Below are 24,696 nucleotides of genomic sequence, written 5' to 3'. Positions count from 1 at the left end.
GACTCAGAGGTGGAACTGGGGGGCCGGGGCGGCACCACGCAGGTAATCGATATCGGTCTCGAACAGGGACTCGCTGCTGCCGTCGGCCTTGACCAGCAGGGCCTCCATCGCCGGCGAGCGGCCGTGGATCACGAACAGGCGACCACCCGGACGCAGCCACGAGGCGAACTGTGACGGCACCACGTCGACCGCACCAGTGACACAGATCACGTCAAAGCGGCGTTCGGTCTGCCAGGACAGGGCGTCGGCCACTTCCACGCGGACGTTGGTGCCCAGGCCGGACGCGTCCAGGCGGGCGCGCGCGGCGGCGGCCAGCTCCGGGTCGATTTCCAGGCTCAGCACGTCGCGCGCCAGCGCGCCGATGCAGGCCGACAGGAAGCCGCTGCCGGTGCCGATTTCCAGCACTTCGTCACCCGGCTGCAGGTCCAGCGCCTGCAGGGTACGGCCCTCGATGACCGGCTTCATCATCTTCTGGCCATGGCCGATCGGCAGTTCGACATCGGCGTAGGCCAGTGCCCGGTGTGCATCGCCGACAAAAGCCTCGCGCGGCAGGCGGGCCAGGACGTCGAGCACCTTGATGTCCAGCACGTCCCAGGGACGGATCTGCTGTTCCACCATCAGTTCGCGGGCGTGGGCGTAATCAATCGTCATGAGGTTCAAATCCAGCGCAGTGGGCCGGCCATTTTACCGGTGCCGGAGGCCGGCGGCGCGCCCAGAGCATCAGCTGCCGGGTGGCCGGGGTCGCAGTGCCGGAAGTCATCGCGACCTCCGGTTCGTTCAGTTTTGGTTATTCAGCCGTCCCGGCCCCTCGCGGCGCATAGGCGCGCAGGAAGAAGTCGATGCTGGCAGTCACGTGGGCAAGAGGGTCGCATTCCACCGGTGACAGTGGCATGCCGCACATCATATGCATGTGCACTTCGCCCTTGACCAGGGTCAGGAACTGCTCGCCAGCCAGCGAATAGTCGGTGATTTCCAGCTCGCCGCGCTCGGCGCGTGCCCGCAGGAAGTCAGCCAGGGCCTCGCAGGTACGTTCCGGTCCTGCCTTCCAGAACAGCTCGCGCAGGCGTTCGTCGGTCTCCGGCGCCATCATCATGCGCTGGATCGAGATCGCCGCATCGGACGTGATCAGTTCGAAGAAGGCCAGACCGATGCCGATCAGCTGGTCGCGCAGCGGGCCGTCCGCGTCGGCCACGAACAGGGCATCGGGCAGCATTTCAATGCACTTCGACTGCACGGCCTCGGAGAACAGGGTCTCCTTGTCGCCGAAGTGGCTGTACACAGTCAGTTTCGAGACGCCGGCCTGAGCGGCGATGGTGTCCATGCTCACGCCGGTATAGCCCTGTTCGATGAACAGTGTCTTGGCTGCTTCAAGGATCGCCGCGCGCTTGCCGAGGTCCTTGGGGCGCCCGGGTCCGGCGGCCTTGGCAGCGGGCTTGGCCGACGGCTTGCGGGAAGTGTGAGAACTCATCACGACAATACTAGACCAAGCGGTTCGATATTTATACTATACCGGCCGGTTTATTAAATTGGGCCGGCAGTCGCGGCTCCCCCCTTAGTTGCAACCCTGCGTTTTCAGGACGTTGACCGATGAAGATCGTGCGCTGGATGGGCGGTATGGTGTGGATGGCTGCGCTGGCAGCCTGTTCGGGACAGGAACAGGCGCCCCAGGCGGCCGTTCCGGTGCTGGTGGTTCACCCTGGCGAGCAGGCCGGGCAGGCGCCGGCGGCGTTCCCGGGCACGGTGCGTGCGCGGCAGGAAAGTCCACTGTCGTTCCGCGTTGGCGGCAACCTGGTCAAGCGCCACGTCGATGCCGGGCAACGGGTGAAGAAGGGCGACGTGCTGGCCGAGCTGGACGTGGCCGACTTCGCGCTGCAGGCCCGCGCCTCGCAGGCGCAGCTTGCTGCGGCCGAAGCCGATCTGGTGCGTGCCCGTAATGACCTCAAGCGCTACCAGGTGCTGGCCGACCAGCAGCTGGTCAGCCGCTCGCAGCTGGACCAGCAGTCCGCCGCCTTCAAGGCCGCGCAGGGCCAGGCCAACGCCGCCCGCGCCAACCTCGATGTGCTGCGCAACCAGGCCGACTACGCACAGCTGCGCGCGCCGTCCGATGGCGTGATCGCCAGCCGCGAGGCCGAAGCCGGGCAGGTGGTGTCGGCCGGCCAGACCATCTTCAACCTGGCCGCCGATGGCGGGCGCGAAGTGCTGATCGACCTGCCCGAGGCCACCATCCGCGACTATGCGGTGGGCCAGCCGGTCGAGGTGGAGCTGTGGAACCGTCCTGGCCAGCGCCTGCCAGGCACGATCCGCGAGATCGCCGCTGCCGCCGATCCACAGGCACGCACCTATGCAACCCGGGTCAGCCTGCCCGCCGATGCGCTGGCCGATGTCGAACTGGGCCAGAGCGCGCGCGTCTACAGCAGCGCCGGCCGCCACGGCACCCTGCAGCTGCCGCTCGGTGCGCTGCAGCGCGGTGCCAACGGTGCCGCCAGCGTGTGGGTGGTCGATCCGGCCAACAGCACGCTGAAGGCCGCGTCGGTCACCACCGGTGCCTATGGCAGCGAATCGGTGCCGGTGCTGTCCGGCGTGAATGCGGGTGACTGGGTGGTCGCTGCCGGCGGACACCTGTTGCGTGCCGGCCAGCCGGTGATCGCCGTGGACCGCCAGAACCGCCCGGTGCTGAAGCCGGCCACGCCGGCCGCTGCCGCCAAGGCCAAGGAGTAAGCCGGTGCGCCGCTTCAATCTTTCCGAGTGGGCGTTGTCCAACCGCCCGCTGGTGCTGTTCGCGATGCTTGCCTTCGCGCTGATCGGCGCATGGTCGTACAAGCATCTGGGCCAGTCCGAGGATCCACCATTCACCTTCAAGGCGATGGTGGTGCGCACGCTTTGGCCGGGCGCCACCGCCGAACAGGTCTCGCGGCAGGTGACCGAGCCGATCGAGAAGGCGCTGATGAACACCGGCGAGTACGAGTTCATCCGCTCCTATTCGCGCCCCGGCGAATCGCAGGTCATCTTCATGGCGCGCGACAGCCTGCGTTCCAGGCAGATCCCGGACCTGTGGTACCAGGTTCGCAAGCGCGTGGGCGACATCCGTGCGACGCTGCCGCGCGAGATTGTCGGCCCGTTCTTCAACGATGAGTTCGGCGACACCTACGGGAACATCTATGCGTTGACCGGCAAGGGCTTCGACTACGCGGTGATGCGCGACTACGCCGACCGCATCCAGCTGGAACTGCAGCGCGTACCCGATGTCGGCAAGATCGACCTGGTCGGCCTGCAGGACGAGAAGGTGTGGATCGAACTGTCCAACACCCGCCTGGCAACGCTGGGTGTGTCGATGCAGCAGGTGCAGCAGGCGCTGGCCGACCAGAATGCGATCACCGGCACCAGCTTCTTCGAGACCGCCACCGATCGCGTGCAACTGCGCGTGACGGGCCAGTTCAACGACATCGACGCCATCCGCCAGTTCCCGATCCGTGCTGGCGACCGCACCGTGCACCTGGGCGACATCGCCGAGGTCAAGCGTGGCTTCGCCGATCCGGCGTCGCCGAAGATGCGCTTCATGGGCGAAGAGGCGATCGGCCTGGCGGTGGCGATGAAGGATGGCGGTGACATCCTCAAGCTGGGCGCCAACCTCGACGCCGAGTTCGAGCGGCTTCAGAAGACCCTGCCGGCCGGCATGCAGCTGCGCAAGGTGTCCGACCAGCCGCAGTCGGTGGAGGAGTCGGTTGGCGAGTTCGTGCAGGTGCTGACCGAAGCGGTGGTGATCGTGCTGCTGGTCAGTTTCTTCTCGCTGGGCCTGCGCACCGGCCTGGTGGTGGGCGTGACCATTCCGCTGGTGCTGGCGATGACCTTCTTCGTCATGCATTACTTCGACATCGGCCTGCACAAGATTTCGCTGGGCGCACTGGTGCTGGCGCTGGGCCTGCTGGTGGACGATGCGATCATCGCGGTGGAGATGATGGCCACCAAGATGGAGCAGGGCTTCGATCGCCTGCGCGCGGCCAGCTTCGCCTGGGAATCGACCGCGTTCCCGATGCTGACCGGCACATTGATCACGGCAGCTGGCTTCCTGCCGATCGCCACGGCGGCATCGAGCACCGGTGAATACACCCGTTCGCTGTTCCAGGTGGTGACCATTGCACTGGTGGTGTCGTGGATCGCAGCGGTGCTGTTCATCCCGTACCTGGGCGACAAGATGCTGCCGGACCTGTTCAATCCGCAGCCGCCGAAGCCCGGCAGCCTGTCCGCGCGTTGGCTGGCCAAGCGCCAGCAGTGGGCCGACCGCTATCCGGCGCTGGCCAACCTGATCGCACCGCCGCAGCATGGGCACGACCACGATCCCTACCAGCGCCCGTTCTACCGCAGCTTCCGGCGCTTCCTCGACGCCTGCCTGCGCCGCCGCTGGTGGGTGATCGCCGCGACCGTCGCCCTGTTCGTGTTCTCACTGATGATGTTCCGCTTCGTGCCGCAGCAGTTCTTCCCGGACTCGACCCGGCCGGAACTGATGGTGGACATCGAGCTGGCCGAGGGGGCGTCGCTGCGCTCGACCCAGGCCCAGGCCGAGAAGCTGGAGAAGCTGCTGTCCAGCCGCGAGGGCATCGCCAACTATGTGTCCTATGTGGGTACCGGTTCGCCGCGCTTCTACCTGCCGCTGGACCAGCAGCTGCCGGCGACCAACTTCGCCCAGTTCGTGGTGCTGGCCAAGGACATCAAATCGCGCGAAAGCACCCGTGACTGGCTGCTGCACGAGGTGATTCCGAAGTTCCCGGACGTGCAGATGCGCGTGACCCGCCTGGAGAACGGCCCGCCGGTCGGTTATCCGGTGCAGATGCGCATCTCCGGCGAGCACATCGAGAAGGTGCAGGCGATCGCGCGCCAGGTCGAGGCCAAGGTGCGTGAGAACCCGCACGTGATGAACGTCAACCTGGACTGGAGCGAGCCGAGCAAGGTGGTGCGGCTGGTGATCGACCAGGAGCGTGCCCGCGCGCTGGGCGTGAGCAGCGCCCAGGTCAGCCAGTTCCTGGCCAGTTCGCTGGCCGGCCAGTCGGTGAGCGTGTATCGCGAAGGCAACCGCCAGATCGAGATGCTGCTGCGCGGGCCGGCCGATGAGCGCAACCAGCTGGAGCTGCTGTCCAGCCTGTCGATGCCGACCGCCAACGGCGGCAGCATCACGCTGTCGCAGGTGGCGACGATGGAGTACGGCTTCGAGGACGGCATCATCTGGCACCGCAACCGGTTGCCGACCGTGACCGTGCGCGCCGACATCAGCGATGGCATGCAGGCGCTGGACGTGGTGCACCAGATCGTGCCCACGCTGGATGGCATCCGTGCCGAGCTGCCCAGCGGCTACCTGCTGGAGACCGGCGGCACCGTGGAGGACTCGGCGCGCGGCCAGAACTCGATCAAGGCCGGCATGCCGCTGTTCCTGGTGGTGGTGGCGACGCTGCTGATGCTGCAGCTGCGCAGCTTCTCGCGTGCGGCGATGGTGCTGGTGACCGCGCCGCTGGGCATCATCGGTGCGACCCTGTTCCTGCTGCTGTTCCGTGCGCCGTTCGGCTTCGTCGCGCTGCTGGGCACGATCGCGCTGGCGGGCATGATCATGCGCAACTCGGTGATCCTGATCGACCAGATCCAGCAGGACATCGATGCCGGGCATGATCGCTGGCATTCGATCATCGATGCCACGGTGCGCCGCTTCCGCCCGATCGTGCTGACCGCGCTGGCGGCCGTGCTGGCGATGATTCCGCTGTCGCGAAGCGCGTTCTATGGCTCGATGGCGATCTCGATCATGGGTGGTCTGATCGTGGGTACGGTGCTGACGCTGGTGTTCCTGCCGGCGTTGTACGCGGCGTGGTTCCGGGTGAAGCCGGGCGAATCCGGGGCGTAATGCCCCGGGTTCTGCCGCTGCACCCATCCACGCATGGCGTGGACTGATCTGCTCGCGGAATCTGCCTTCTGTAGAGCCGAGCCATGCTCGGCTGCGCTATGCGCGATGATGGGATGAGTCGAGCATGGCTCGACTCTACAGAAGCACCCACGCATGACGTGCATCTACAGCAGCGGATCGTTGCCCTGGTAGGTGCCAACCTTGGTTGGCACTGCAGCATGCATCCACGCATGGCGTGGACTGATCTGCTCGCGGGATCTGCTTTCTGTAGAGCCGAGCCATGCTCGGCTGCTCTTCGCTCTTCGCTCTTCGCTCTTCGCGCGATGATGGGATGAGTCGAGCATGGCTCGACTCTACAGAAGCACCCGCGCATGACGTGGATCTACTGCAGCTGCAGGCCGATCCGCAGCACTGGCAGCAGCCACTCGACGAACACCTGCACGCGCAGTGCACGGTGTTGCCGATGCGGTTGCAGCAGGGTCACCGGCAGCGGCTGCGCCGCGTACTGCGGCATCACCTCCACCAATGCGCCTGACTGCAGCTCGGCCTGCACGTCGTAGCGCGGAATCTGCAACAGCCCCAATCCCGCCACGCAGCACGCGATCGAGGCCTCGGCGCTGTTCACGCGTACCCAGCCGGGCATCGGCAGCGTGCGCAGCTGGCCGCCATCCTGCCATTCCCACGGTTCCACCCGTGCCGTGGTCGGCGATGCGTAGTTCACCGCGCGGTGCTGCTGCAGGTCGGCAGGGTGCTGCGGCATGCCGTGCTCGCGCAGGTAGGCCGGCGCGGCCACGTTGACGAAGTCGAGTTGGCCCAGCGTGCGCGCCACCAGGCTGGAATCGCCCAGCTGGCCGACCCGCAGCACCGCATCGCAGCCGTCTTCGATCAGGTTCACCGCGCGGTCGGTCATGCCCAGGTCCAGTTCCACCTGCGGGTAGCGCGCGAAGAAATCCGGCAACGCCGGGGCGATGATGCGACGGCCGATGCGGCTGGGTACGTCGATCTTCAGCAAACCGGCCGGTTGCGCGTCGTCCTGCCGGAACAGCGACTCGGCGTCTTCAACCTCCGCGATCAGGCGCAGGCAGCGGGCATGGAACACGTCGCCGTCATGGGTGGTGGATACCCGTCGGGTCGAGCGCTGCAGCAGGCGGGTGCCAAGCCGCTGTTCCAGCTCGGCAATCGCCGCCGAGACGGTCGAGCGGGGCAGGCCGAGCTGGTCGGCAGCACGGGTGAAGCTGGCGCATTCCACGACCCGGGTGAAGATGCGGAAGCGATCGATCCGGTCCATTGTTCGCTGGTCCTGGAAAGTTAAGTCAATGTGGCGGGCTTTATCCGCATTTTCTGCACGATATCGTCGTCAGGGCAGGGTTGCCACCCCGGGCAGCCCCCTCCCGAGACCGAAGCCATGACCGACCATTCCCTCAAGGGCAAGACTGTGCTGATTGCCGGTGGTGCCAAGAACCTGGGCGGCCTGATCGCCCGCGACTTCGCCCGCCAGGGTGCCAGCGCCGTCGTCATCCACTACAACAGTGCCGCCACCCAGGCCGATGCAGAAGCAACCGTTGCCGCCGTGCAGGCGGCCGGCAGCAGGGCGGTAGCCCTGCAGGGCGACCTGACCTCGGCGGCAGCGATGGAGCGCTTGTTCGCCGATGCCGTGGCCGCAGCCGGCCGTCCCGACATCGCCATCAATACGGTCGGCAAGGTATTGAAGAAGCCGCTGCTGGACATCAGCGAAGCGGAGTACGACGAGATGAGCGCGGTCAACGCCAAGGCGGCGTTCTTCTTCCTCAAGGAAGCAGGCCGCCACGTCAATGACGGTGGCCGCATCTGCACCCTGGTCACCTCGCTGCTGGGTGCGTTCACGCCGTTCTATTCCAGCTATGCCGGCACCAAGGCGCCGGTCGAGCATTTCACCCGCGCGGCGTCAAAGGAGTTCGGTGAGCGCGGCATCTCGGTGACTGCGATCGGGCCGGGCCCGATGGACACGCCGTTCTTCTACCCGGCCGAGAGTGCCGATGCACAGGCGTACCACAAGACCGCGGCCGCGCTCTCGGCGTTCACCCGTACCGGCCTGACCGACATCGCCGACATCGTGCCGTGGATCCGCTTCCTGGTCACCGATGGCTGGTGGATGACCGGGCAGACCATCCTGGTCAATGGTGGGTACACCACCAAATAATGCAGCCGTGCATGGCGTGGATCTGCTGCGCGACATTCGAACGATCCACGCATGGCGTGGATCTACAGTAGAGCCACCCCATGGGTGGCTGCGCACAATGACCAAAGGCAGAGGCGCCACGCATGGAGTGGCGCCATCGGATCAGTTGAGTTTGGCCAGCACCGCATCCGTGGCGGCGGCGGTACTCACGGCCTGGCCCTTGGCGGCCAGGTCGGCAGTGAACACCCCATCATCCAGCACCGCGTGCACCGCCGCTTCCACTGCTGCGGCTTCGTCTTCCAGCCCCAGCGAATGGCGCAGCAGCATCGCCGCGCTGAAGATCGTTGCGTAGGGATTGGCGATGCCCTTGCCGGCGATGTCCGGGGCCGAACCGTGGATCGGTTCGTAGATGCCGACCGCACCCGGTTCACCCAGCGAGGCCGAGGGCAGCAGGCCGAGTGAGCCGGCCAGCATCGAGGCTTCGTCGGTGAGGATGTCGCCGAACATGTTCTCGGTGACGATCACGTCGTACTCGCGCGGCTTGGCCAGCAGGTGCATGGCCATCGAATCGACCAGCTGGTGCTCCAGCGCCACCTCCGGGAACTCCTCGCGGCCGATGCGCGCGGCCACGTCGCGCCACAGGCGCGAGGTTTCCAACACGTTGGCCTTGTCCACCGAGGTGACCTTGCCACGCCGCTGCCGGGCCAGGCGGAAGGCACTGCGCAGCACGCGCTCGATCTCGGCCACGGTGTAGCGGCACAGGTCGCTGGCACTGTCGGCATCGCGGGTCTTGTCGCCGAAGTAGATGCCGCCGGTCAGTTCGCGCACCACCACGAAGTCCACACCCTGCAGCAGCTCGGCCTTGATCGGCGAGGCGTGCAGCGCGGCCTCATGGGTGCGCACCGGGCGCAGGTTGGCGTACAGGCCCAGCGCCTTGCGGATCGCCAGCAGGCCCTGTTCCGGACGCACCTTGGCGTTCGGGTCGGACCACTTCGGGCCACCGACTGCGCCCAGCAGCACCGCGCTGGCGGCCTGGCAGGCGGCCAGGGTCGACGCCGGCAGCGGTTCGCCGTGGCGGTCGATGGCGATGCCACCGATGTCGTGCTCGCTGAAGGTGAAGGTGTGGTTGAAGCGTTCGGCGACGGCCTTCAGGACGGCGACTGCTGCGGCGGCCACTTCCGGGCCGATGCCATCACCGGGCAGGACAACAATTTCAGCGTGCATACTCACTCTCGTAACGTTCGATTTCAGGGACACGGCCCAACAGATACCCCAACTGGTCGACACCTTCCAGCAGGCAGGTCTGCGAGAAGCCGTCCAGCGGGAAGGAATAGACGCGGCCGTCCGGCGTGCGCAGTTCGCGCGCGGCCACGTCGATGGTCAGCTCATCATCCGGGCGCTGCATCAGCGCCTGCACGTCGGCCTCGTCCAGCACGATCGGCAGCAGGCCGTTCTTCAGCGAGTTGCCACGGAAGATGTCGGCGATCTCGCTGCTGACGATGGCGCGCAGGCCCAGGTCGGTCAGCGCCCACGGTGCATGTTCGCGCGACGAGCCGCAGCCGAAGTTGCGACCCGCCAGCAGGATGCTGCGGCCGGCGTTGTGCGGCTGGTTGAAGGCGAAGTCGGCCACCGGTGAACCGTCGGCCTGCCAGCGCCAGTCATTGAAGGCGTTGCGGCCCAGGCCGGCGCGTTCGGTGGTGGACAGGAACCGCGCCGGGATGATCTGGTCGGTGTCGATGTTGGTCTGGCGCAGCACCACGCTGGCCGAGGTCAAGGTGCGGAAACCGGCCATCACGCAACCTCCTGTGCGAACAGCTCGCGGGTGTCGGCGACATGCCCGTTCACCGCGGCCCACGCCGCGCTCATCGGTGAGGCCAGCAGGGTGCGCGAACCGGGACCCTGGCGGCCTTCGAAATTACGGTTGCTGGTACTCACGGCCAGTTGCCCGGGCGCGACCAGATCACCATTCATGGCGATGCACATCGAGCAGCCCGGCTCGCGCCATTCGGCACCGGCCGCGCGCACGATCTCATGGATGCCTTCGGCCTCGGCCTCTCGCTTGACGATCTCCGAGCCCGGCACCACCAGCATGCGCACCCGGTCGGCGACGCGACGACCGCGCAGCACCTGCGCCACCTCACGCATGTCACTCAGGCGGCCGTTGGTGCAGGAACCGACGAACACCACGTCCACCGGTGTTCCGGCCAGCGCCTTGCCGGCCTGGAAATGCATGTAGTCCAGGCCCTTCTGTGCGGCGGCATCGTTGGCGGCCGGGATCGGCGCATCCACCGCGATGGCGGTACCCGGGTGGGTGCCCCAGGTCAGGGTCGGGCGGATATCGGCGGCGTCGATGTGCACTTCGCTGTCGAAACGCGCGCCCTCATCGCTGCGCAGCTGCTGCCAGCGCGCCACGGCGGCGTCGAAATCGGCGCCCTTTGGGCCGCGCGGGGTGTTGGCGACGAAGTCGAAGGTGACCTGGTCCGGCGCCACCATACCGGCACGCGCACCCGCTTCGATCGACATGTTGCACAGGGTCATGCGCTGTTCCATGTCCATCGCTTCGATGGTGCTGCCGCGGAACTCGATCACGTGGCCGGTGCCGCCATTGACGCCGATCACGCCGATGATGTGCAGAACCACGTCCTTGGCGCCGACACCCGGCGCCAGCGGCCCATCGACGGTGATCGCCAGCGTCTTCGCCTTGCGCTGCAGCAGGCATTGCGTGGCCAGCACGTGGCCGACCTCGCTGGTGCCGATGCCGAACGCCAGCGAACCGAAGGCACCGTGGGTGGAGGTGTGGCTGTCGCCGCAGACGATGGTCATGCCCGGCTGGGTGAAGCCCTGCTCGGGCGCGATCACGTGGACGATGCCGCGGTTGTCCGAGGCCATGTCGAACAGCTCGATGCCGTGCTCGGCGCAGTTGCGCGCCAGCGTGGCGACCTGTGCCTCGGAGGCGGCGCTGGCATAGGGCAGCGTGCCGTCCGCGGCGGCCGGCAGGGTCGGCGTGGAGTGGTCCATCGTCGCCTTGGTGCGGTCCGGCCGGCGCGGCGACAAGCCGCGTTCGCGCAGTTCGGTGAAGGCCTGCGGCGAGGTCACCTCGTGGATCAGGTGCAGGTCGATGTACAGCACGGCGGGCGCGCTGTCGGATTCGGGAACCACCACGTGGGCGTCCCACAGTTTGTCGTACAGGGTGCGGGGTGCGGAAGTCATGCGTATGCCTGGCAGAAGTACGAAATAGCGAACATCAGTAAGGAAAGCGGAACGGTCAAGTCAGCGACGGCGGGCGAGCACACGCAGGCGCACGTAGTCGGCCAGCGGCTGGCCAGATGCGTCACGCGGCAGCTCGGCCAGCAGTGCGGTGGCCGCCTCGCGCACGGTGGCGCGGGCCTCGGCCGGCAGGTCGTCCAGCAGCGGTGCGGCGAATACCCGCAGCCAGCCGGCCACGCCGGTCGGCAGTGCGGTCGGGCGCGGCGTGCACTCGATCAGTTGCACCTGGAAGCCATGCTGGCGCAGGCGATCGGCGTAGGCATCGGCCGTCGGGAAGTACCACCGGAAGGTGCTGGCGCCATGCCCGTGGGCCACGCGCGCGGCCTGCACGGCCGCGACGATCGTGGCCACGTTGCCGTGGCCGCCGAACTCCGCGACGAAGCGGCCACCGGGGCGCAGGGCGCGGCGCACGCCTTCCAGCACGCGGTCCGGAGTCGTCATCCAATGCAGTGCCGCATTGCTGAACACCGCATCGAACTCGCTGTCGAACGACAGTGCGTGGCCGTCCATCAGCTGGGCGTCGACGCCGCGCGCACGGGCGGCGATCACCAGTTCCGGCGAGGCATCCACGCCGTGGATGCGCGCACCGCTCAGGGCCAGTTCGGTGCTGAGTACGCCATCGCCACAGCCCAGGTCGAGGATGCGCTCACCGGCGCGCGGGTCGAGCAGGCGCGATACCGCACCGCCGAGCAGCGGCACGAAGCCGGCATCGATCGCATAGTCCTGGGCGTTCCACTGCTGGCCAGCGGCGCTGGCCGGGGTGGGGGTGTCGAAGGCGCTCATGGTGGGATCCTCAGGCGGTGGCGGAAGCGGGAACGTCGGTGCTGCTGTGGACGGCGGCCTGACGCTGGCGCAGCAGGCGGTTGGCCACATCCAGCCAGGCCAGCGCGGAGGCTTCGATGATGTCCTTGCTGGTGCCGGTGCCGTCGTACTCCACGCCGTCATGGCGCACACTCAGGTTGGCTTCGCCACGCGCATCGGCACCGATGCCGACGCTGTGCACGTGATAGCTGTCCAGCATCAGCTGCACGCCGGTGGCGGCCGACAGCGCGCCGAACAGCGCATCGACCGGGCCGTCGCCCTGCGCGGTCTCGGCCACGCGGTTGCCATCCGGGTCGGACAGTTCGACCAGCGCGTTGGCGCGGCTGCCGACGTCGCTGATGGTCATCGAGGCCAGGCGGTAGCCCTGCGCGCTGGAGCCGCCCTGCATCAACGTCTGCAGGTCGGCATCGGTGACCACGCGCTGCTGTTCGCACAGGCCCTTGAACTGCTCGAACACCAGCTTCAGTTCGTCTTCGTCCAGCCAGAAGCCCAACGCACGCAGGCGCGCTTCGACGGCGGCGCGGCCACTGTGGCGGCCCAGCACCATCTGCGAATCTTCCCAGCCCACGTCTTCCGGACGCATGATTTCGTAGGTGCCGCGATGGCGCAGCATGCCGTGCTGGTGGATGCCCGATTCATGGGCGAACGCGTTGGCACCGACGATGGCCTTGTTGCGCTGTACCGGCATGCCGACCAGACGCTGCAGCAGCTGCGAAGTGCCGACGATGCGTGGGGTGTTGATCGAACTGTCCTGTTCGTAGAAGGCCTGGCGGACCTTCAGCACCATCGCGATCTCTTCCAGCGAACAGTTGCCGGCGCGCTCGCCGATGCCGTTGATGGTGCACTCGACCTGGCGTGCACCGCCTTCGATGGCGGCCAGCGAGTTGGCCACCGCCAGGCCCAGGTCGTTGTGGCAGTGCGCGCTGAAGATCACGTTGGCCGCGTTCGGCACGTCGGCGACGCCGGCGATGACCTGCTGGAACATCGCGCGGATTTCTTCCGGCGTGGTGAAGCCGACGGTGTCGGGCAGGTTGATGGTGGTGGCGCCGGCGGCAATGGCCACGCGCGAAACCTCGATCAGGTAGTCCAGCTCGGTGCGGGTGGCATCCTCGGCCGAGAACTCGACGTCGTCGATGTAGGAACGGGCCAACGAGACGTGCTTGCGTACCGACTCCAGCACCTGCTCGCGGGTCATCCGCAGCTTGTGCACGCGGTGCAGCGGGCTGGTCGACAGGAACACGTGCAGGCGCGGGTTGGCTGCCGCTTCCAGTGCACGTGCGGAGGTCTCGATATCGGCCTGCAGGCAGCGCGACAGCACCGCCAGGCTCAGGCTCGGGCGGCGCAGCTCGCGGCCGATCATCGCCATCGCCTCGCGGTCGGATTGCGAGCTGGCCGGGAAGCCGGTCTCGATGATGTCCACGCCCAGTTCGTCCAGCGCACGCGCCATCACCAGCTTCTGCGGCGGGCTCATGCTGCAGCCGGGGGACTGCTCGCCGTCACGCAGGGTGGTGTCGAAGATGCGGATGCGCGGGGTGGTAATTCGTTCGATGGTGGTCACAGGGAAATCTCCTCGACAGCGGGTGCGACGGCTTGCAGGGGGGAAGGGGAAGAGGCGGGGGAGGCGAGGGCGCTGGCCTTGGTCGGCGAGCGCGGGGTTTCGCTGCGCCGTCGCCGCGGTTTGCGTGGCGGGCGCGGACGGATGTCGGTGAGCAGGCCGGCCAGGACACCGGCATCGATGTTGCCGCCGGACACCACCGCACACTTGCGGCGGCCGGCGACGCGGCGGCCGGCCGCCAGCGCCAACGCGCCCGCGCCCTCGGCGATGATGTGTTCCTCCAGCGCAAGCCGGACCAGCGTTTCGCGCAGTTCGGCCTCGCGCACGATCACCACATCGTCCAGCAGCGAGGTGCACAGGCGGCGGGTCAGGAAGCCGGGAATCTTCACCCGCACGCCGTCGGCCAGAGAGGCAACCGGGGCGATCTCGCGCACGTCGCCGCGGATCGCACGTGCCATCGAATCGACGCCTTCCACCTGCGCGCCAATCACGCGCACGCCCTGCGATTTCAGCGCCAGTGCAACGCCGGAGGCCAGTCCACCGCCGCCGATCGGCACGATCACCACGTCCGGCGCGTGTGCGGCCAGCTCGATGCCGACCGTGCCCTGGCCCGCGATCACATCGGCGTCGTCGAACGCGGACAGGAAGCGGTAGCCGTGTCGCTGTGCCAGTTCGACCGCGAAGGCGTAGGCCTCGTCGTAGCTGGTGCCGTGCTGGCGAACGGTCGCGCCCCAGTGGGCGACGCCGGCGATCTTGGTGGCCGGTGCGCCATGCGGCATCACGGTGATGGCCGGCACGTCCAGGCGGTAGGCCGCCCACGCCACGCCCTGGGCATGGTTGCCGGCCGAGGCGCAGATCACCGGCCGGGTATCGCCGCGCTCGCGGCCGGCCAGCAGCGCGTTCAACGCGCCGCGTACCTTGTAGGACCCGGTGCGCTGCAGGTTCTCCAGCTTCAGCCAGGTGCCGAAGCGCTCGGCATGGTGCAGCGGGGTAGGCGGCAGGAAGCGCCGCAGCCGGGCCTGCGCCGCCAGTACGTCGGCGACGCTTACGTCGCCGACATCGCTTTCCTGGCTGGCATCAGCGGCCGGCATGGGCCACCAGCGCGGTGCGGGCGACCGCCGCATGCGGGCACGGGCGGCGAAGAAGACGCCTCCGTACCGGCACCGTGGTCACTACGGTACGGGTGTTCATACGGATGCTCCTTCCACGGCAGTGACCTGCACGGACACGCAGTCGTAGATCTTCTCGATCTGCCGGCACAGCGTTTCCGCCGGGCGCTGGCCATCCACCACCAGCTGCAGGTGCCAGCGGCCATCGTCGTCGGCCACCGGCGCACCGCTGATCGCGCGCGGTGCGAAGCCGCGGCGTTCGGCCATGCCGATCACGCGCAGCAGCGCGCCTTCGGCCGGGTGCAGCACCAGGTCAAGCCGGTATTGCATTGGGGGTCTCCTGGCGGGCATGGGCGGGGTTGCTTTCCAGCATCGTGCTGTTGGCGGTGTTCGGCGGCACCAGTGGCCACACGTTGGCACGTGCATCGATGGCCACGTGCAGCAGGGCCGGGCCCGGTTCGGCCAGCAGCGCGGCCAGGCCGCCTTCCACGTCGTCGCGGTTGTCGATGCGGGTGGCGGCGATGCCGAACACCTGTGCCAGCGCCACGAAGTCCGGGTTGTCGGACAGGTCGATCTCGCTGTAACGCTCGGCGAAGAACAGTTCCTGCCACTGCCGCACCATGCCCAGCGAACTGTTGTCCAGCAGCACGATCTTCACCGGCAGGCGGCAACGCGCGATGGTCGCCAGCTCCTGCACGTTCATCATGAAGCTGCCGTCGCCGGACACCAGCACCACGGTGCGCTCCGGGCATGCGAACTGCGCACCCATCGCCGCCGGCAGGCCGAAGCCCATGGTGCCCAGCGCGCCACTGGTCAGGTGGTTGCGCGGGTGGTTGAAGCGGCAGTGCTGCGCCACCCACATCTGGTGCTGGCCGACATCGCAGGCGATCACCGCATCGGCCGGGGCCAGCTCGCTCAGGCGCTTCAGCAGCGCCGGGGCGTAGATGTGCTGGCCCGGTGCGTCGTAGCGTGCCGAGAAGCGGTCGCGGTGCTGCGCGCAACGCCTGCGCCACGCGTCCTGGTGGGCCTTGGGGGAGGGGAAGGCCGCACGCAGGGCACGGATGGCATGGCCGACGTTGCCAGGCACGGCGACATCGGCGCTGCGCAGCTTGGAGATCTCGTAGGCGTCGGCATCGATATGGACGACGCGGGCGAACGGTGCGAACTCGGCCAGCTTGCCGGTGGCGCGGTCGTCGAAGCGTGCACCCAGCACCAGCAGCAGGTCGCTTTCCTGCACCGCCATGTTGGCCGCGCGGGTACCGTGCATGCCCAGCATGCCCAGTGACTGCGGATGGCTGGCCGGCAGCGCGCCCAGGCCACGCAGGGTCATCACGGTGGGGATGGCGCTGGCTTCGACGAAGTCGCGCAGGTCCTGCACCGCATCGCCCAGCGCGATGCCGCCACCGGCGTAGACCACCGGCTTCTCGGCGGCTGCCAGTGCGGCGATGGCTTCGGCGATGGCCGCTTCGGCCGGCGCAGGTGGCGGCTCGACGCTGCTCGGCACGTGCGCCGGCAGGTGGCTGGCATCGGCCAGCTGCACGTCCTTGGGCAGGTCGATCAGCACCGGGCCGGGCCGGCCCTCGCGGGCGACGCGGAAGGCATCGGCGACCACGCGCGGCAGGTCGTCGACGCTGCGCACCAGCCAGCTGTGCTTGACGATCGGCATGGTCAGGCCGAACACATCCAGTTCCTGGAAAGCGTCAGTACCCAGCAGCGGCGTGGCGACCTGGCCGGTGATGCAGACCATCGGCACCGAATCCAGCATCGCATCGGCAATGCCGGTGACCAGGTTGGAGGCGCCCGGGCCGGAGGTGGCCACGCAGACGCCGACCTGGCCGCTGGCGCGGGCGAATCCATTCGCCGCCAGTGCGGCACCCTGCTCGTGGCGCACCAGGATGTGCTTCAGCGACGAATCCACCAGCGCGTCGTAGAACGGCATGATGGTGCCGCCGGGATAGCCGAACAGCGTGCGGATGCCTTCGGCTTCCAGCGCCTGGGTCAGCCAGCGCGCGCCGTTGGGCGGCGCGCTGCGGTGTGTGGAAGAGTTCATGGGGGAACCTTGCAAAGCGGGTGGGGGAGGGCCGCGCGGTTACGCGGCCTGTCCTTGCAACCAGACCATCTTGGCGCGCAGTTCCTTGCCCACCTTCTCGATCGGGTGCTCCAGGTCGGCCTGCTTGAACCGGTTGTAGTTCGGCAGGCCCGCTTCGTACTCGGCCACCCAGTTCTTGGTGAAGGTGCCGTCCTGGATGTCCTTCAGCACTTCCTTCATGCGCGCCTTGGTGCCGGCGTCGATCACCCGCGGGCCGCTGACGTAGTCGCCGTACTGCGCGGTCTCGGAGATGAATTCCAGCATGCGGGAGATACCGCCTTCATAGAACAGGTCGACGATCAGCTTCAGTTCGTGCAGCACTTCGTAGTAGGCGATCTCCGGCTGGTAGCCCGCTTCGACCAGGGTCTCGAAACCGGCCTGCACCAGTGCCGAGGCACCGCCGCACAGCACCGCCTGCTCGCCGAACAGGTCGGTCTCGGTCTCTTCCTTGAAGGTGGTCTGGATCAGGTTGGCGCGTGCACCGCCGAGGCCGGCCGCATAGGCCAGTGCGTACTCGGCCGCCTTGCCGCTCTTGTCCTGGTAGACCGCCCAGATGCAGGGCACGCCACGGCCGATCTCGTACTCGCGGCGCACCAGCGCGCCCGGGCCCTTGGGCGCAACCAGCACCACGTCCAGGTCGTCGCGCGGCCTGATCATGTCGAAGTGCACGTTCAGGCCGTGCGCGAACAGCAGCACCGCACCCTGCTTCATGTTCGGCGCCAGCACGTCGTCGTAGAGCTTCTTCTGCACCATGTCCGGGGTCAGCACGGCGACCAGGTCCGCATCCTTCACCGCGTCGGCCGGTGCTTTCACGGTGAAGCCGTCGGCCTGTGCCTTGACTTCGGTCGGGCCGCCCGGACGCAGGCCTACCACCACGTCGAAGCCGGATTCGCGCAGGTTCAGTGCGTGGGCGCGGCCCTGGCTGCCGTAGCCGATGACGGCGATCTTGGTCTGGGGCAGGTCGTTGGTGCTCATGGGGGAGGTTCCTTGCGGTGGGAAGAAAAAAAGAACGGCCGGTCGTCGAGGTGACGTACCGGCCGGTCAGGGGAAAGCGGTGGAGGAGGCACCATGCGCCGCGCAGGCACAGCCACCACGAGGCGTGGCGGCGGTGTGGGTCCGGGTTTTGCGTTGGGCGTTGTGCATGGTGGTTGCGTCTGAAACCAGGTTCTGAAATGAAAAAACCCGCACCGGGGCGGGTGCGGGTTTTTGAAGAGTTCCGGTGTATTCGTTGCTTACACGCTGGCTCGTCCCGCACCTGTTGGTTGGGTAATAAGTACGAGCACAAGAATCGAACGCAGCGAGGCGGCGCCGATGTCGGCGGCTTCGTTGTGGGTTCGCGGTGGCGTGTTGTGATGCAACATGTGATCGAGAGAAACACAGCCGTTTTGGCGATGTCAACCCTCGCGACGGAATTCTTGTTGGTTTCCGTTGCATCCGGCGCAATCGCCTGTGGCACAAGGATGGTTGCCGCTGAAAGTGTTTCGGTGAACCGGAATTCACTCCTTTCAGGGCGGTTTTTGCGCGGAATCCGGCGGATCCTCGCCTTGCTGGGTGTGGACCTTGCACACCCACCCCAGGATCAACGTCCATGACCTCTGCCCGATACCCCAGGATGGCCGCAGCGGCGAAGATCGGGGGACCACCCTTCCATCGGAACCCGACCGTGTCCCGACGCCTTGCCCGTTCCCTGCTGGCCGCCGCTGTACTGGCCGCTGTGCCCGCACTGTCTTCGGCCGCCGACCGCATCACCGGCCACACCTTTGCCACCCGTTCGGAGGTGATCGCCCCGCATGCGATGGCCGCTACCTCGCAGCCGCTGGCCACCCAGATTGCACTGGACGTGATGAAGGGGGGAGGCTCGGCGGTGGACGCGGCGATCGCCGCCAACGCCGCGCTTGGCCTGATGGAGCCGACCGGCAACGGCATCGGTGGCGACCTGTTCGCCATCGTCTGGGACCCGAAGACGCAGAAGCTCTACGGCTACAACGGTTCGGGGCGCTCGCCGAAGTCGCTGACCCTGGCCGAGTTCCAGCGACGTGGCCTGAAGGACATCCCGGCTACCGGCCCGCTGCCGGTCTCCGTGCCCGGCGCGGTCGACGGCTGGTTCGCGCTGCACGACCGCTTCGGCCGCAAGCCGATGGCCGACAACCTGGCGCCGGCCATCCGCTACGCGCGCGAGGGCCATCCCGTCGCCGAGGTGATCGCCTACTACTGGGACCGCTCGGTGCCCAAGCTGTCGCAGTACCCGGGCTTCAAGGAGCAGTTCACGATCAACGGCCACGCCCCGCGCAAGGGCGAGATGTGGAAGAACCCGAACCTGGCCAGCACCCTGCAGCAGATTGCCGACGGCGGACGCGATGCCTTCTACAAGGGCGCCATTGCCCACACCATCGGCGACTACTTCAAGGCCAATGGTGGCTACCTGAGCTACCAGGACATGGCCGACCACCATGGTGAGTGGGTCGAACCGGTCAGCAGCAACTACCGTGGCTACGACGTGTGGGAGCTGCCGCCGAACAGCCAGGGCATCGCCGCCCTGCAGATCCTCAACGTGCTGGAAGGCTACGATTTCTCGAAGATCCCGTTCGGTTCACCCGAGCACGTGCACCTGTTCGTCGAAGCGAAGAAGCTGGCCTTCGCCGACCGTGCGCGCTTCTATGCCGACATGGCCTTCCAGCCGGCGCCGGTGCAGAAGCTGATCTCCAAGGAATACGCCGCGCAGCGCCGCGCACTGATCTCGATGGACAAGGCGCTGAAGGAAGTGCAGCCGGGCACGCCGAAGCAGCTGGAAGAAGGCGACACGATCTACATGACCGTGGCCGACGCCGACGGCATGATGGTGTCGTTGATCCAGTCCAACTACCGCGGCATGGGCAGCGGCATGGCGCCGCCGGGACTGGGCTTCATCCTGCAGGATCGTGGCGAGATGTTCGTGCTGCAGAAGAACCATCCCAACGGCTATGCACCGGGCAAGCGGCCGTTCCAGACGATCATCCCGGCGTTCATCACCAAGGGCGGCAAGCCGTACGCCAGCTTCGGCGTGATGGGCGGCGCGATGCAGCCGCAGGGCCACGCGCAGATTGTGATGAACCTGGTGGATTTCGGCATGAACCTGCAGGAAGCCGGTGACGCACCGCGCATCCAGCACGAGGGCTCGACCGAACCGACCGGACAGGCCACGGCGATGACCGACGGTGGTGAAGTGAATCTGGAAACCGGCTTCCCGTACGAGACGGTGCGTGCGCTGATGCGCAAGGGGCATCGCATCGTGTTCGCCGATGGGCCTTATGGCGGGTACCAGGCGATCATGCGCGACCCCGAGAGCGGGGTTTATTACGGAGCTTCGGAGAGTCGCAAGGACGGGCAGGCGGCGGGGTATTGAGGTTTCCCTGCCACCGGGCGCAGCCCCCTCTGCGGTGATGGTTCAGCGATGCTTGGCTTGGCCGGGCGGATGGATTGTCTGGGGGACGCCGTGAATACGTCCCTGTAGGCTCGGTCGCCGCATCCATGCGGCTCACGCCCCCAGCCAACCCACCCGCCCGGCCACGGACAGTTTCCGTGTCCGTCACCGCAGGAAAAGAAAAAGAAGAGCAAGAGCAAAGGCAACGGCAACAGCCGCGGGCTTTGGGTTGGGGTCGGATCCGTTTTCCGCAGGAAAACGGATCCGACCCCTTCTTGTTTTCCGATACACATCTTCCACGCAAAGCGTGGAAAACCAACCGTCACCGGAAATCTGTCGGGCGTGGGGCGGTGTGGGTGGGCAGGACCGTTGGCGCCATGGATGGCGCCATCGAGCCCCCATGGATGGGTTCACGGCGTGTCCTGCCCACCCACACCGCCCCACCCAACCAGCAGCAACCCGGAGCCGCCTTTGAATTTGACCTTGGCCCTTGCCTGGAAAAGCGGTGCAGCCGCAGGCTGCAAAACACACTCAATCTTGATCGTGCGCGCGCGCCGCCTCGGCCTGGGTCTCCTCCTGCGCCGCCATCTCGCGCGCGATCCACGCATCGATCATGTGCCGCTGGCGCTGCGCCTGCCGCCGCTCACGCGTGTACTCCTGGTCGAGCACGCGGTACAGCGACACCATCACCAGCACCATCAGCAGCGCGAATGGCAACGCCGCAATCGTGATCATGCCCTGCAGTGCATCCAGGCCACCGGCCAGCAGCAAGGCCGCTGCGATCAACGCCACCGCAATGCCCCAGGCCAGCTTGCGCTTCAACGGAGGATCGCCTGCTTCGTCAGTGGACATGCTGGCCAGCACCAGTACCGCCGAGTCGGCCGAGGTCACGAAGAAGATCATCAGCAGTACCAGTGCGATGCACGACAGCAGCAGCGGCAGCGGCATGCTGTCGAACAGCGTGAACAGCACGGTCTCGTAGCCATTGCCCAGCGCCTGCACCAGGTCGGCATGGCCGAAGATCTGTGCCCACAGCGCGGTGCCGCCGAATACGGCGAACCAGAAGAAGCCCAGCAGCGTCGGCGCGAGCACGACGCCGATCACGAACTCGCGCACGCTGCGGCCGCGCGAGATGCGTGCGATGAACGACCCCACGAACGGTGCCCACGAGATCCACCAGGCCCAGTAGAAGATTGTCCAGTCCGCCACCCAGGTGCTGCCGGAGAACGGTGACATGCGCAGGCTCATCGTCACCAGCTGGTTGAGGTAGGAGCCCAGCGTGGTGGTGAAGGTATCGAAGATGAAGCCGGTCGGCCCCAGCACCAGCAGGATGGCGGCCAGCAGGGCAGCCAACGCCAGGTTGAAATTGGACAGCCACTTCACACCTCGCTCCACGCCACTGGCGGTGGACGCCATATACAGCACGAAGGCGACGGCAATGATGGTCATCTGCACGGCGACGGTAGCCTGCACGCCGAACACGCGCTCGATGCCGGCGGCGATCTGGATGGTGCCGAAGCCCAGCGTAGTCGCGACACCGATCGCGGTGGCGACCACTGCAGCGATGTTGACCGCCCTACCGATCCAGCCGCGATGGTGGCGGCCGATGATCGGCTGCAGCATGTCGCTGACCAGGCCGCGGCCGTTGCGGTTGAACTGGAACCAGGCCATTGCCAGCCCGATCAGCGCATAGATGGCCCACGGATGCAGGCCCCAGTGGAAGAATGCATAGCGCATCGAGGCGCGTGCCGCATCCAGGCTCTGCGGAGCAAGCCCTTCCGGTGGCTTGCTGAAGTGCGAAATGGGCTCGGCGGCGCCCCAGAACACCAGGCCGATGCCCATGCCGGCGGCGAACAGCATCGACATCCAGCTGGCTCGCGAGAACTCGGGCTCGGCGTCTTCGCCACCGATGCGCAGGTTGCCGAAGCGACCGAAAGCCAGGTACATCAGGAACACCAGGGCCAGGAATACCACCAGCAGGTACAGCCAGCCGACGCTGCGGATGACTTCTGCCAGCATCGACTGCACCACGGCATTGAAGGGGCCTGGTGCAATACCGGCAAGCAGCACCAGCAGCAGAACGAGTGCGATGGAAACGCGAAACACCATGAAGGAGCTTCTCCGATCAAGGGATTGAGGGGAGCGAGCAGAGCTTGCAGCGAAGGACCGGCGGCATGCAGCGCGAACCGGGCAGGGGCCGCGTCGGCGGCGAAGGACGCATCGGTCGCTGGAGGGCGACGGACGTGCACGTTACTGAACGCGACGTCATGGTTCTGTTAACGAACAACGATCCGGATCAGATCCGCTTTCCACAGGAAAGCGGATCTGACCGCGGGGGCAACTCCCGGAGCGGGCGGTCTATGCTCTAATGCACGCCAAGAAGCGGGGGTACCGCGGCCATGTGGCCACGGTTGAGACAGTCCCTTGGAACCTGATCCGGCTCATACCGGCGTAGGGAAGCTTTGCAGTGCAGCCGTGCCCGGACACCGCCCAAGGACCGTCCGTGCGCGGTCGCAGTGCGCCGCCGCTTCGTCCCTGACCTTCCTGGACGATGCCCGATGAACGCACAGCTCTCCGCCCTGCAGCAACAGGCCCAGCAACTCTCCGAATCCGTGACCCGGCCCATTCCCGGCTCGCGCAAGATCCACGTACCCGGTTCGCGTCCGGATCTGCAGGTGCCGATGCGCGAGATCGCGTTGACCCGCACGCCGACGCTGTTCGGCGGCGAGGAGAATGCACCGGTCACGGTCTACGATACGTCGGGCCCGTACACCGATCCGGACGCGCGTATCGATCTGTCCGCGGGCCTGCCGGCGCTGCGTCGTGGCTGGGTGGAGGAGCGCGGCGATACCGAACAGCTCGACGGCCTGAGTTCGTCGTTCGGCCGCGACCGCGAGCACGATCCGAAGCTCGATGCTGTGCGCTTCCCCACACGCAGCCTGCCGCGACGTGCACGTGCAGGCGCGAACGTCACCCAGATGCACTATGCGCGCCGCGGCATCATCACGCCGGAAATGGAATTCGTCGCCATCCGCGAAAACCAGCGGCTGGACGCGATCCGCGATGCCGGCCTGCTGCAGCAGCACCCGGGCGAGGCGTTCGGCGCCTCGATCCAGAAGATCATCACGCCGGAGTTCGTGCGCGATGAAATCGCGCGCGGCCGCGCGGTGCTGCCCAACAACATCAACCATCCGGAAAGCGAGCCGATGATCATCGGCCGCAACTTCCTGACCAAGATCAACGCCAACATCGGCAACAGCGCGGTGTCCTCGGGCATTGCCGAAGAGGTGGAGAAACTGGTGTGGGCGATCCGCTGGGGTGGTGACACCGTGATGGACCTGTCCACCGGCAAGCACATCCACGAAACCCGCGAGTGGATCATCCGCAACTCGCCGGTGGCGATCGGTACCGTGCCGATCTACCAGGCGCTGGAGAAGGTCGACGGCCGCGCCGAAGCGCTCACCTGGGAGATCTTCCGCGACACGCTGATCGAGCAGGCCGAGCAGGGCGTGGACTACTTCACCATCCACGCCGGCGTGCTGCTGCGCTACGTGCCGCTCACCGCCAAGCGCGTGACCGGGATCGTCAGCCGTGGTGGTTCGATCATGGCCAAGTGGTGCCTGGCGCACCACAGGGAGAATTTCCTCTACACGCACTTCGAAGACATCTGCGAGATCATGAAGGCCTATGACGTGACCTTCTCGCTGGGTGACGGCCTGCGCCCGGGCTGCATCGCCGATGCCAACGACGCGGCGCAGTTCGGTGAGCTGGAGACGCTGGGTGAGCTGACCAAGATCGCCTGGAAGCATGATGTGCAGACCATGATCGAAGGCCCCGGCCACGTGCCGATGCAGCTGATCAAGGAGAACATGGACAAGCAGCTGCGCGAATGCGGCGAAGCGCCGTTCTACACGCTGGGGCCGCTGACCACCGACATCGCGCCGGGCTACGACCACATCACCAGCGCGATCGGTGCGGCGATGATCGGTTGGTTCGGCACGGCGATGCTCTGCTACGTGACGCCGAAGGAACACCTCGGCCTGCCCAATCGCCAGGACGTGCGTGACGGCATCATGGCCTACCGCATCGCCGCGCATGCGGCCGACCTGGCCAAGGGCCATCCGGGCGCGCAGGTACGCGACAACGCACTGAGCAAGGCGCGCTTCGAGTTCCGCTGGGAAGACCAGTTCCACCTTGGCCTGGATCCGGAGAAGGCCAGGGAGTTCCATGACGAAACGCTGCCGAAGGATGCGCACAAGCTGTCGCACTTCTGCTCGATGTGCGGCCCGCACTTCTGTTCGATGAAGATCACCCAGGATGTGCGTGACTACGCCGAGGCCGGCATGAAGGAGAAGTCGGAGGAGTTCCGCGCCGCGGGTGCCGAGGTCTACCACCAGGGGTGATGCGCAGAC

The 24,696-nt window shown here is 66.9% G+C and carries 18 protein-coding genes and 1 riboswitch; of the genes, 5 read left to right on the top strand and 13 right to left on the bottom strand.

What is annotated here, in order from left to right; all coding sequences use genetic code 11:
- Window positions 1–3: 3 nt before the first annotated feature.
- The gene (locus tag AC5P6H_RS01330) at window positions 4–651 is read right to left on the bottom strand and encodes a protein-L-isoaspartate O-methyltransferase family protein (protein WP_495202249.1); all 648 of its coding nucleotides are present in this window, start codon (window positions 649–651) and stop codon (window positions 4–6) included.
- 136 nt (window positions 652–787) lie between these two features.
- Window positions 788–1,468: a TetR/AcrR family transcriptional regulator gene (locus AC5P6H_RS01325; RefSeq protein ID WP_053495622.1), complete on the bottom strand. Its 681-nt coding sequence runs from the start codon at window positions 1,466–1,468 to the stop codon at window positions 788–790.
- A 119-nt stretch (window positions 1,469–1,587) separates the two neighbouring features.
- Here AC5P6H_RS01325 and AC5P6H_RS01320 point away from each other — a divergent pair, with 119 nt between their 5' ends.
- Both AC5P6H_RS01320 and AC5P6H_RS01315 read left to right on the top strand, forming a co-directional pair.
- Window positions 1,588–2,718, top strand: a complete 1,131-nt coding sequence (locus tag AC5P6H_RS01320) for an efflux RND transporter periplasmic adaptor subunit (protein ID WP_142235197.1) — start codon at window positions 1,588–1,590, stop codon at window positions 2,716–2,718.
- A 4-nt stretch (window positions 2,719–2,722) separates the two neighbouring features.
- Entirely contained in the window at window positions 2,723–5,884 is a 3,162-nt protein-coding gene (locus AC5P6H_RS01315; protein ID WP_197574641.1) for an efflux RND transporter permease subunit, read from the top strand.
- A 382-nt stretch (window positions 5,885–6,266) separates the two neighbouring features.
- On the opposite strand, the gene AC5P6H_RS01310 is transcribed toward AC5P6H_RS01315, so the two are convergent.
- Window positions 6,267–7,172 (bottom strand): LysR family transcriptional regulator, encoded by a 906-nt coding sequence (locus AC5P6H_RS01310; RefSeq protein ID WP_014648342.1) that lies wholly within the window; start codon window positions 7,170–7,172, stop codon window positions 6,267–6,269.
- Between the two features lie 117 nt (window positions 7,173–7,289).
- On the opposite strand from AC5P6H_RS01310, the gene AC5P6H_RS01305 reads away from it, so the two are divergent.
- On the top strand, window positions 7,290–8,063 hold the full coding sequence (locus AC5P6H_RS01305) for an SDR family oxidoreductase (protein ID WP_049440618.1): 774 nt from the start codon (window positions 7,290–7,292) through the stop codon (window positions 8,061–8,063).
- 141 nt (window positions 8,064–8,204) lie between these two features.
- On the opposite strand, the gene leuB is transcribed toward AC5P6H_RS01305, so the two are convergent.
- The 9 genes from leuB to ilvC all read right to left on the bottom strand — a co-directional run bounded on the left by leuB (window position 8,205) and on the right by ilvC (window position 17,859).
- A complete protein-coding gene (gene leuB / locus AC5P6H_RS01300; RefSeq protein ID WP_495202248.1) occupies window positions 8,205–9,266 on the bottom strand; it encodes a 3-isopropylmalate dehydrogenase in 1,062 nt (353 codons plus the stop codon).
- Complete coding sequence (gene leuD / locus AC5P6H_RS01295; RefSeq protein WP_495202247.1) at window positions 9,256–9,834, bottom strand: 3-isopropylmalate dehydratase small subunit; 579 nt, start codon at window positions 9,832–9,834, stop codon at window positions 9,256–9,258. Before leuD ends, leuB begins: the two co-directional genes overlap by 11 nt.
- Window positions 9,834–11,252: a 3-isopropylmalate dehydratase large subunit gene (gene leuC, locus AC5P6H_RS01290; RefSeq protein WP_445391897.1), complete on the bottom strand. Its 1,419-nt coding sequence runs from the start codon at window positions 11,250–11,252 to the stop codon at window positions 9,834–9,836. The genes leuD and leuC overlap by 1 nt, the downstream gene beginning before the upstream one ends.
- Window positions 11,253–11,312: 60 nt before the next feature.
- The gene (locus tag AC5P6H_RS01285) at window positions 11,313–12,092 is read right to left on the bottom strand and encodes a class I SAM-dependent methyltransferase (RefSeq protein ID WP_032958187.1); all 780 of its coding nucleotides are present in this window, start codon (window positions 12,090–12,092) and stop codon (window positions 11,313–11,315) included.
- Between the two features lie 10 nt (window positions 12,093–12,102).
- Complete coding sequence (locus AC5P6H_RS01280) at window positions 12,103–13,689, bottom strand: 2-isopropylmalate synthase (protein ID WP_495202246.1); 1,587 nt, start codon at window positions 13,687–13,689, stop codon at window positions 12,103–12,105.
- Entirely contained in the window at window positions 13,686–14,777 is a 1,092-nt protein-coding gene (locus AC5P6H_RS01275; RefSeq protein WP_049420878.1) for a threonine dehydratase, read from the bottom strand. The genes AC5P6H_RS01280 and AC5P6H_RS01275 overlap by 4 nt, the downstream gene beginning before the upstream one ends.
- A 96-nt stretch (window positions 14,778–14,873) precedes the next feature.
- Window positions 14,874–15,125, bottom strand: a complete 252-nt coding sequence (locus tag AC5P6H_RS01270) for an ACT domain-containing protein (RefSeq protein WP_014648335.1) — start codon at window positions 15,123–15,125, stop codon at window positions 14,874–14,876.
- Window positions 15,109–16,845: an acetolactate synthase 2 catalytic subunit gene (ilvG, locus tag AC5P6H_RS01265; protein WP_014648334.1), complete on the bottom strand. Its 1,737-nt coding sequence runs from the start codon at window positions 16,843–16,845 to the stop codon at window positions 15,109–15,111. Before ilvG ends, AC5P6H_RS01270 begins: the two co-directional genes overlap by 17 nt.
- A 39-nt stretch (window positions 16,846–16,884) precedes the next feature.
- A complete protein-coding gene (ilvC, locus tag AC5P6H_RS01260) occupies window positions 16,885–17,859 on the bottom strand; it encodes a ketol-acid reductoisomerase (RefSeq protein WP_014648333.1) in 975 nt (324 codons plus the stop codon).
- Window positions 17,860–18,547: 688 nt separating this feature from the next.
- On the opposite strand from ilvC, the gene ggt reads away from it, so the two are divergent.
- The gene (gene ggt, locus AC5P6H_RS01255) at window positions 18,548–20,266 is read left to right on the top strand and encodes a gamma-glutamyltransferase (RefSeq protein WP_046432417.1); all 1,719 of its coding nucleotides are present in this window, start codon (window positions 18,548–18,550) and stop codon (window positions 20,264–20,266) included.
- Between the two features lie 549 nt (window positions 20,267–20,815).
- Here ggt and AC5P6H_RS01250 read toward each other — a convergent pair.
- Window positions 20,816–22,393: a BCCT family transporter gene (locus tag AC5P6H_RS01250; protein WP_075076028.1), complete on the bottom strand. Its 1,578-nt coding sequence runs from the start codon at window positions 22,391–22,393 to the stop codon at window positions 20,816–20,818.
- A 265-nt stretch (window positions 22,394–22,658) separates the two neighbouring features.
- Window positions 22,659–22,760: riboswitch (TPP riboswitch) on the top strand.
- A gap of 82 nt (window positions 22,761–22,842) precedes the next feature.
- Here AC5P6H_RS01250 and thiC point away from each other — a divergent pair.
- On the top strand, window positions 22,843–24,687 hold the full coding sequence (thiC, locus tag AC5P6H_RS01245) for a phosphomethylpyrimidine synthase ThiC (RefSeq protein WP_032955989.1): 1,845 nt from the start codon (window positions 22,843–22,845) through the stop codon (window positions 24,685–24,687).
- Window positions 24,688–24,696: the final 9 nt, after the last annotated feature.

The organism is Stenotrophomonas sp. YJH_SMC_110 (assembly GCF_059369255.1).
Note: the sequence above shows the minus strand (reverse complement) of the source record. Positions and strands in the feature narration are given on the sequence as shown.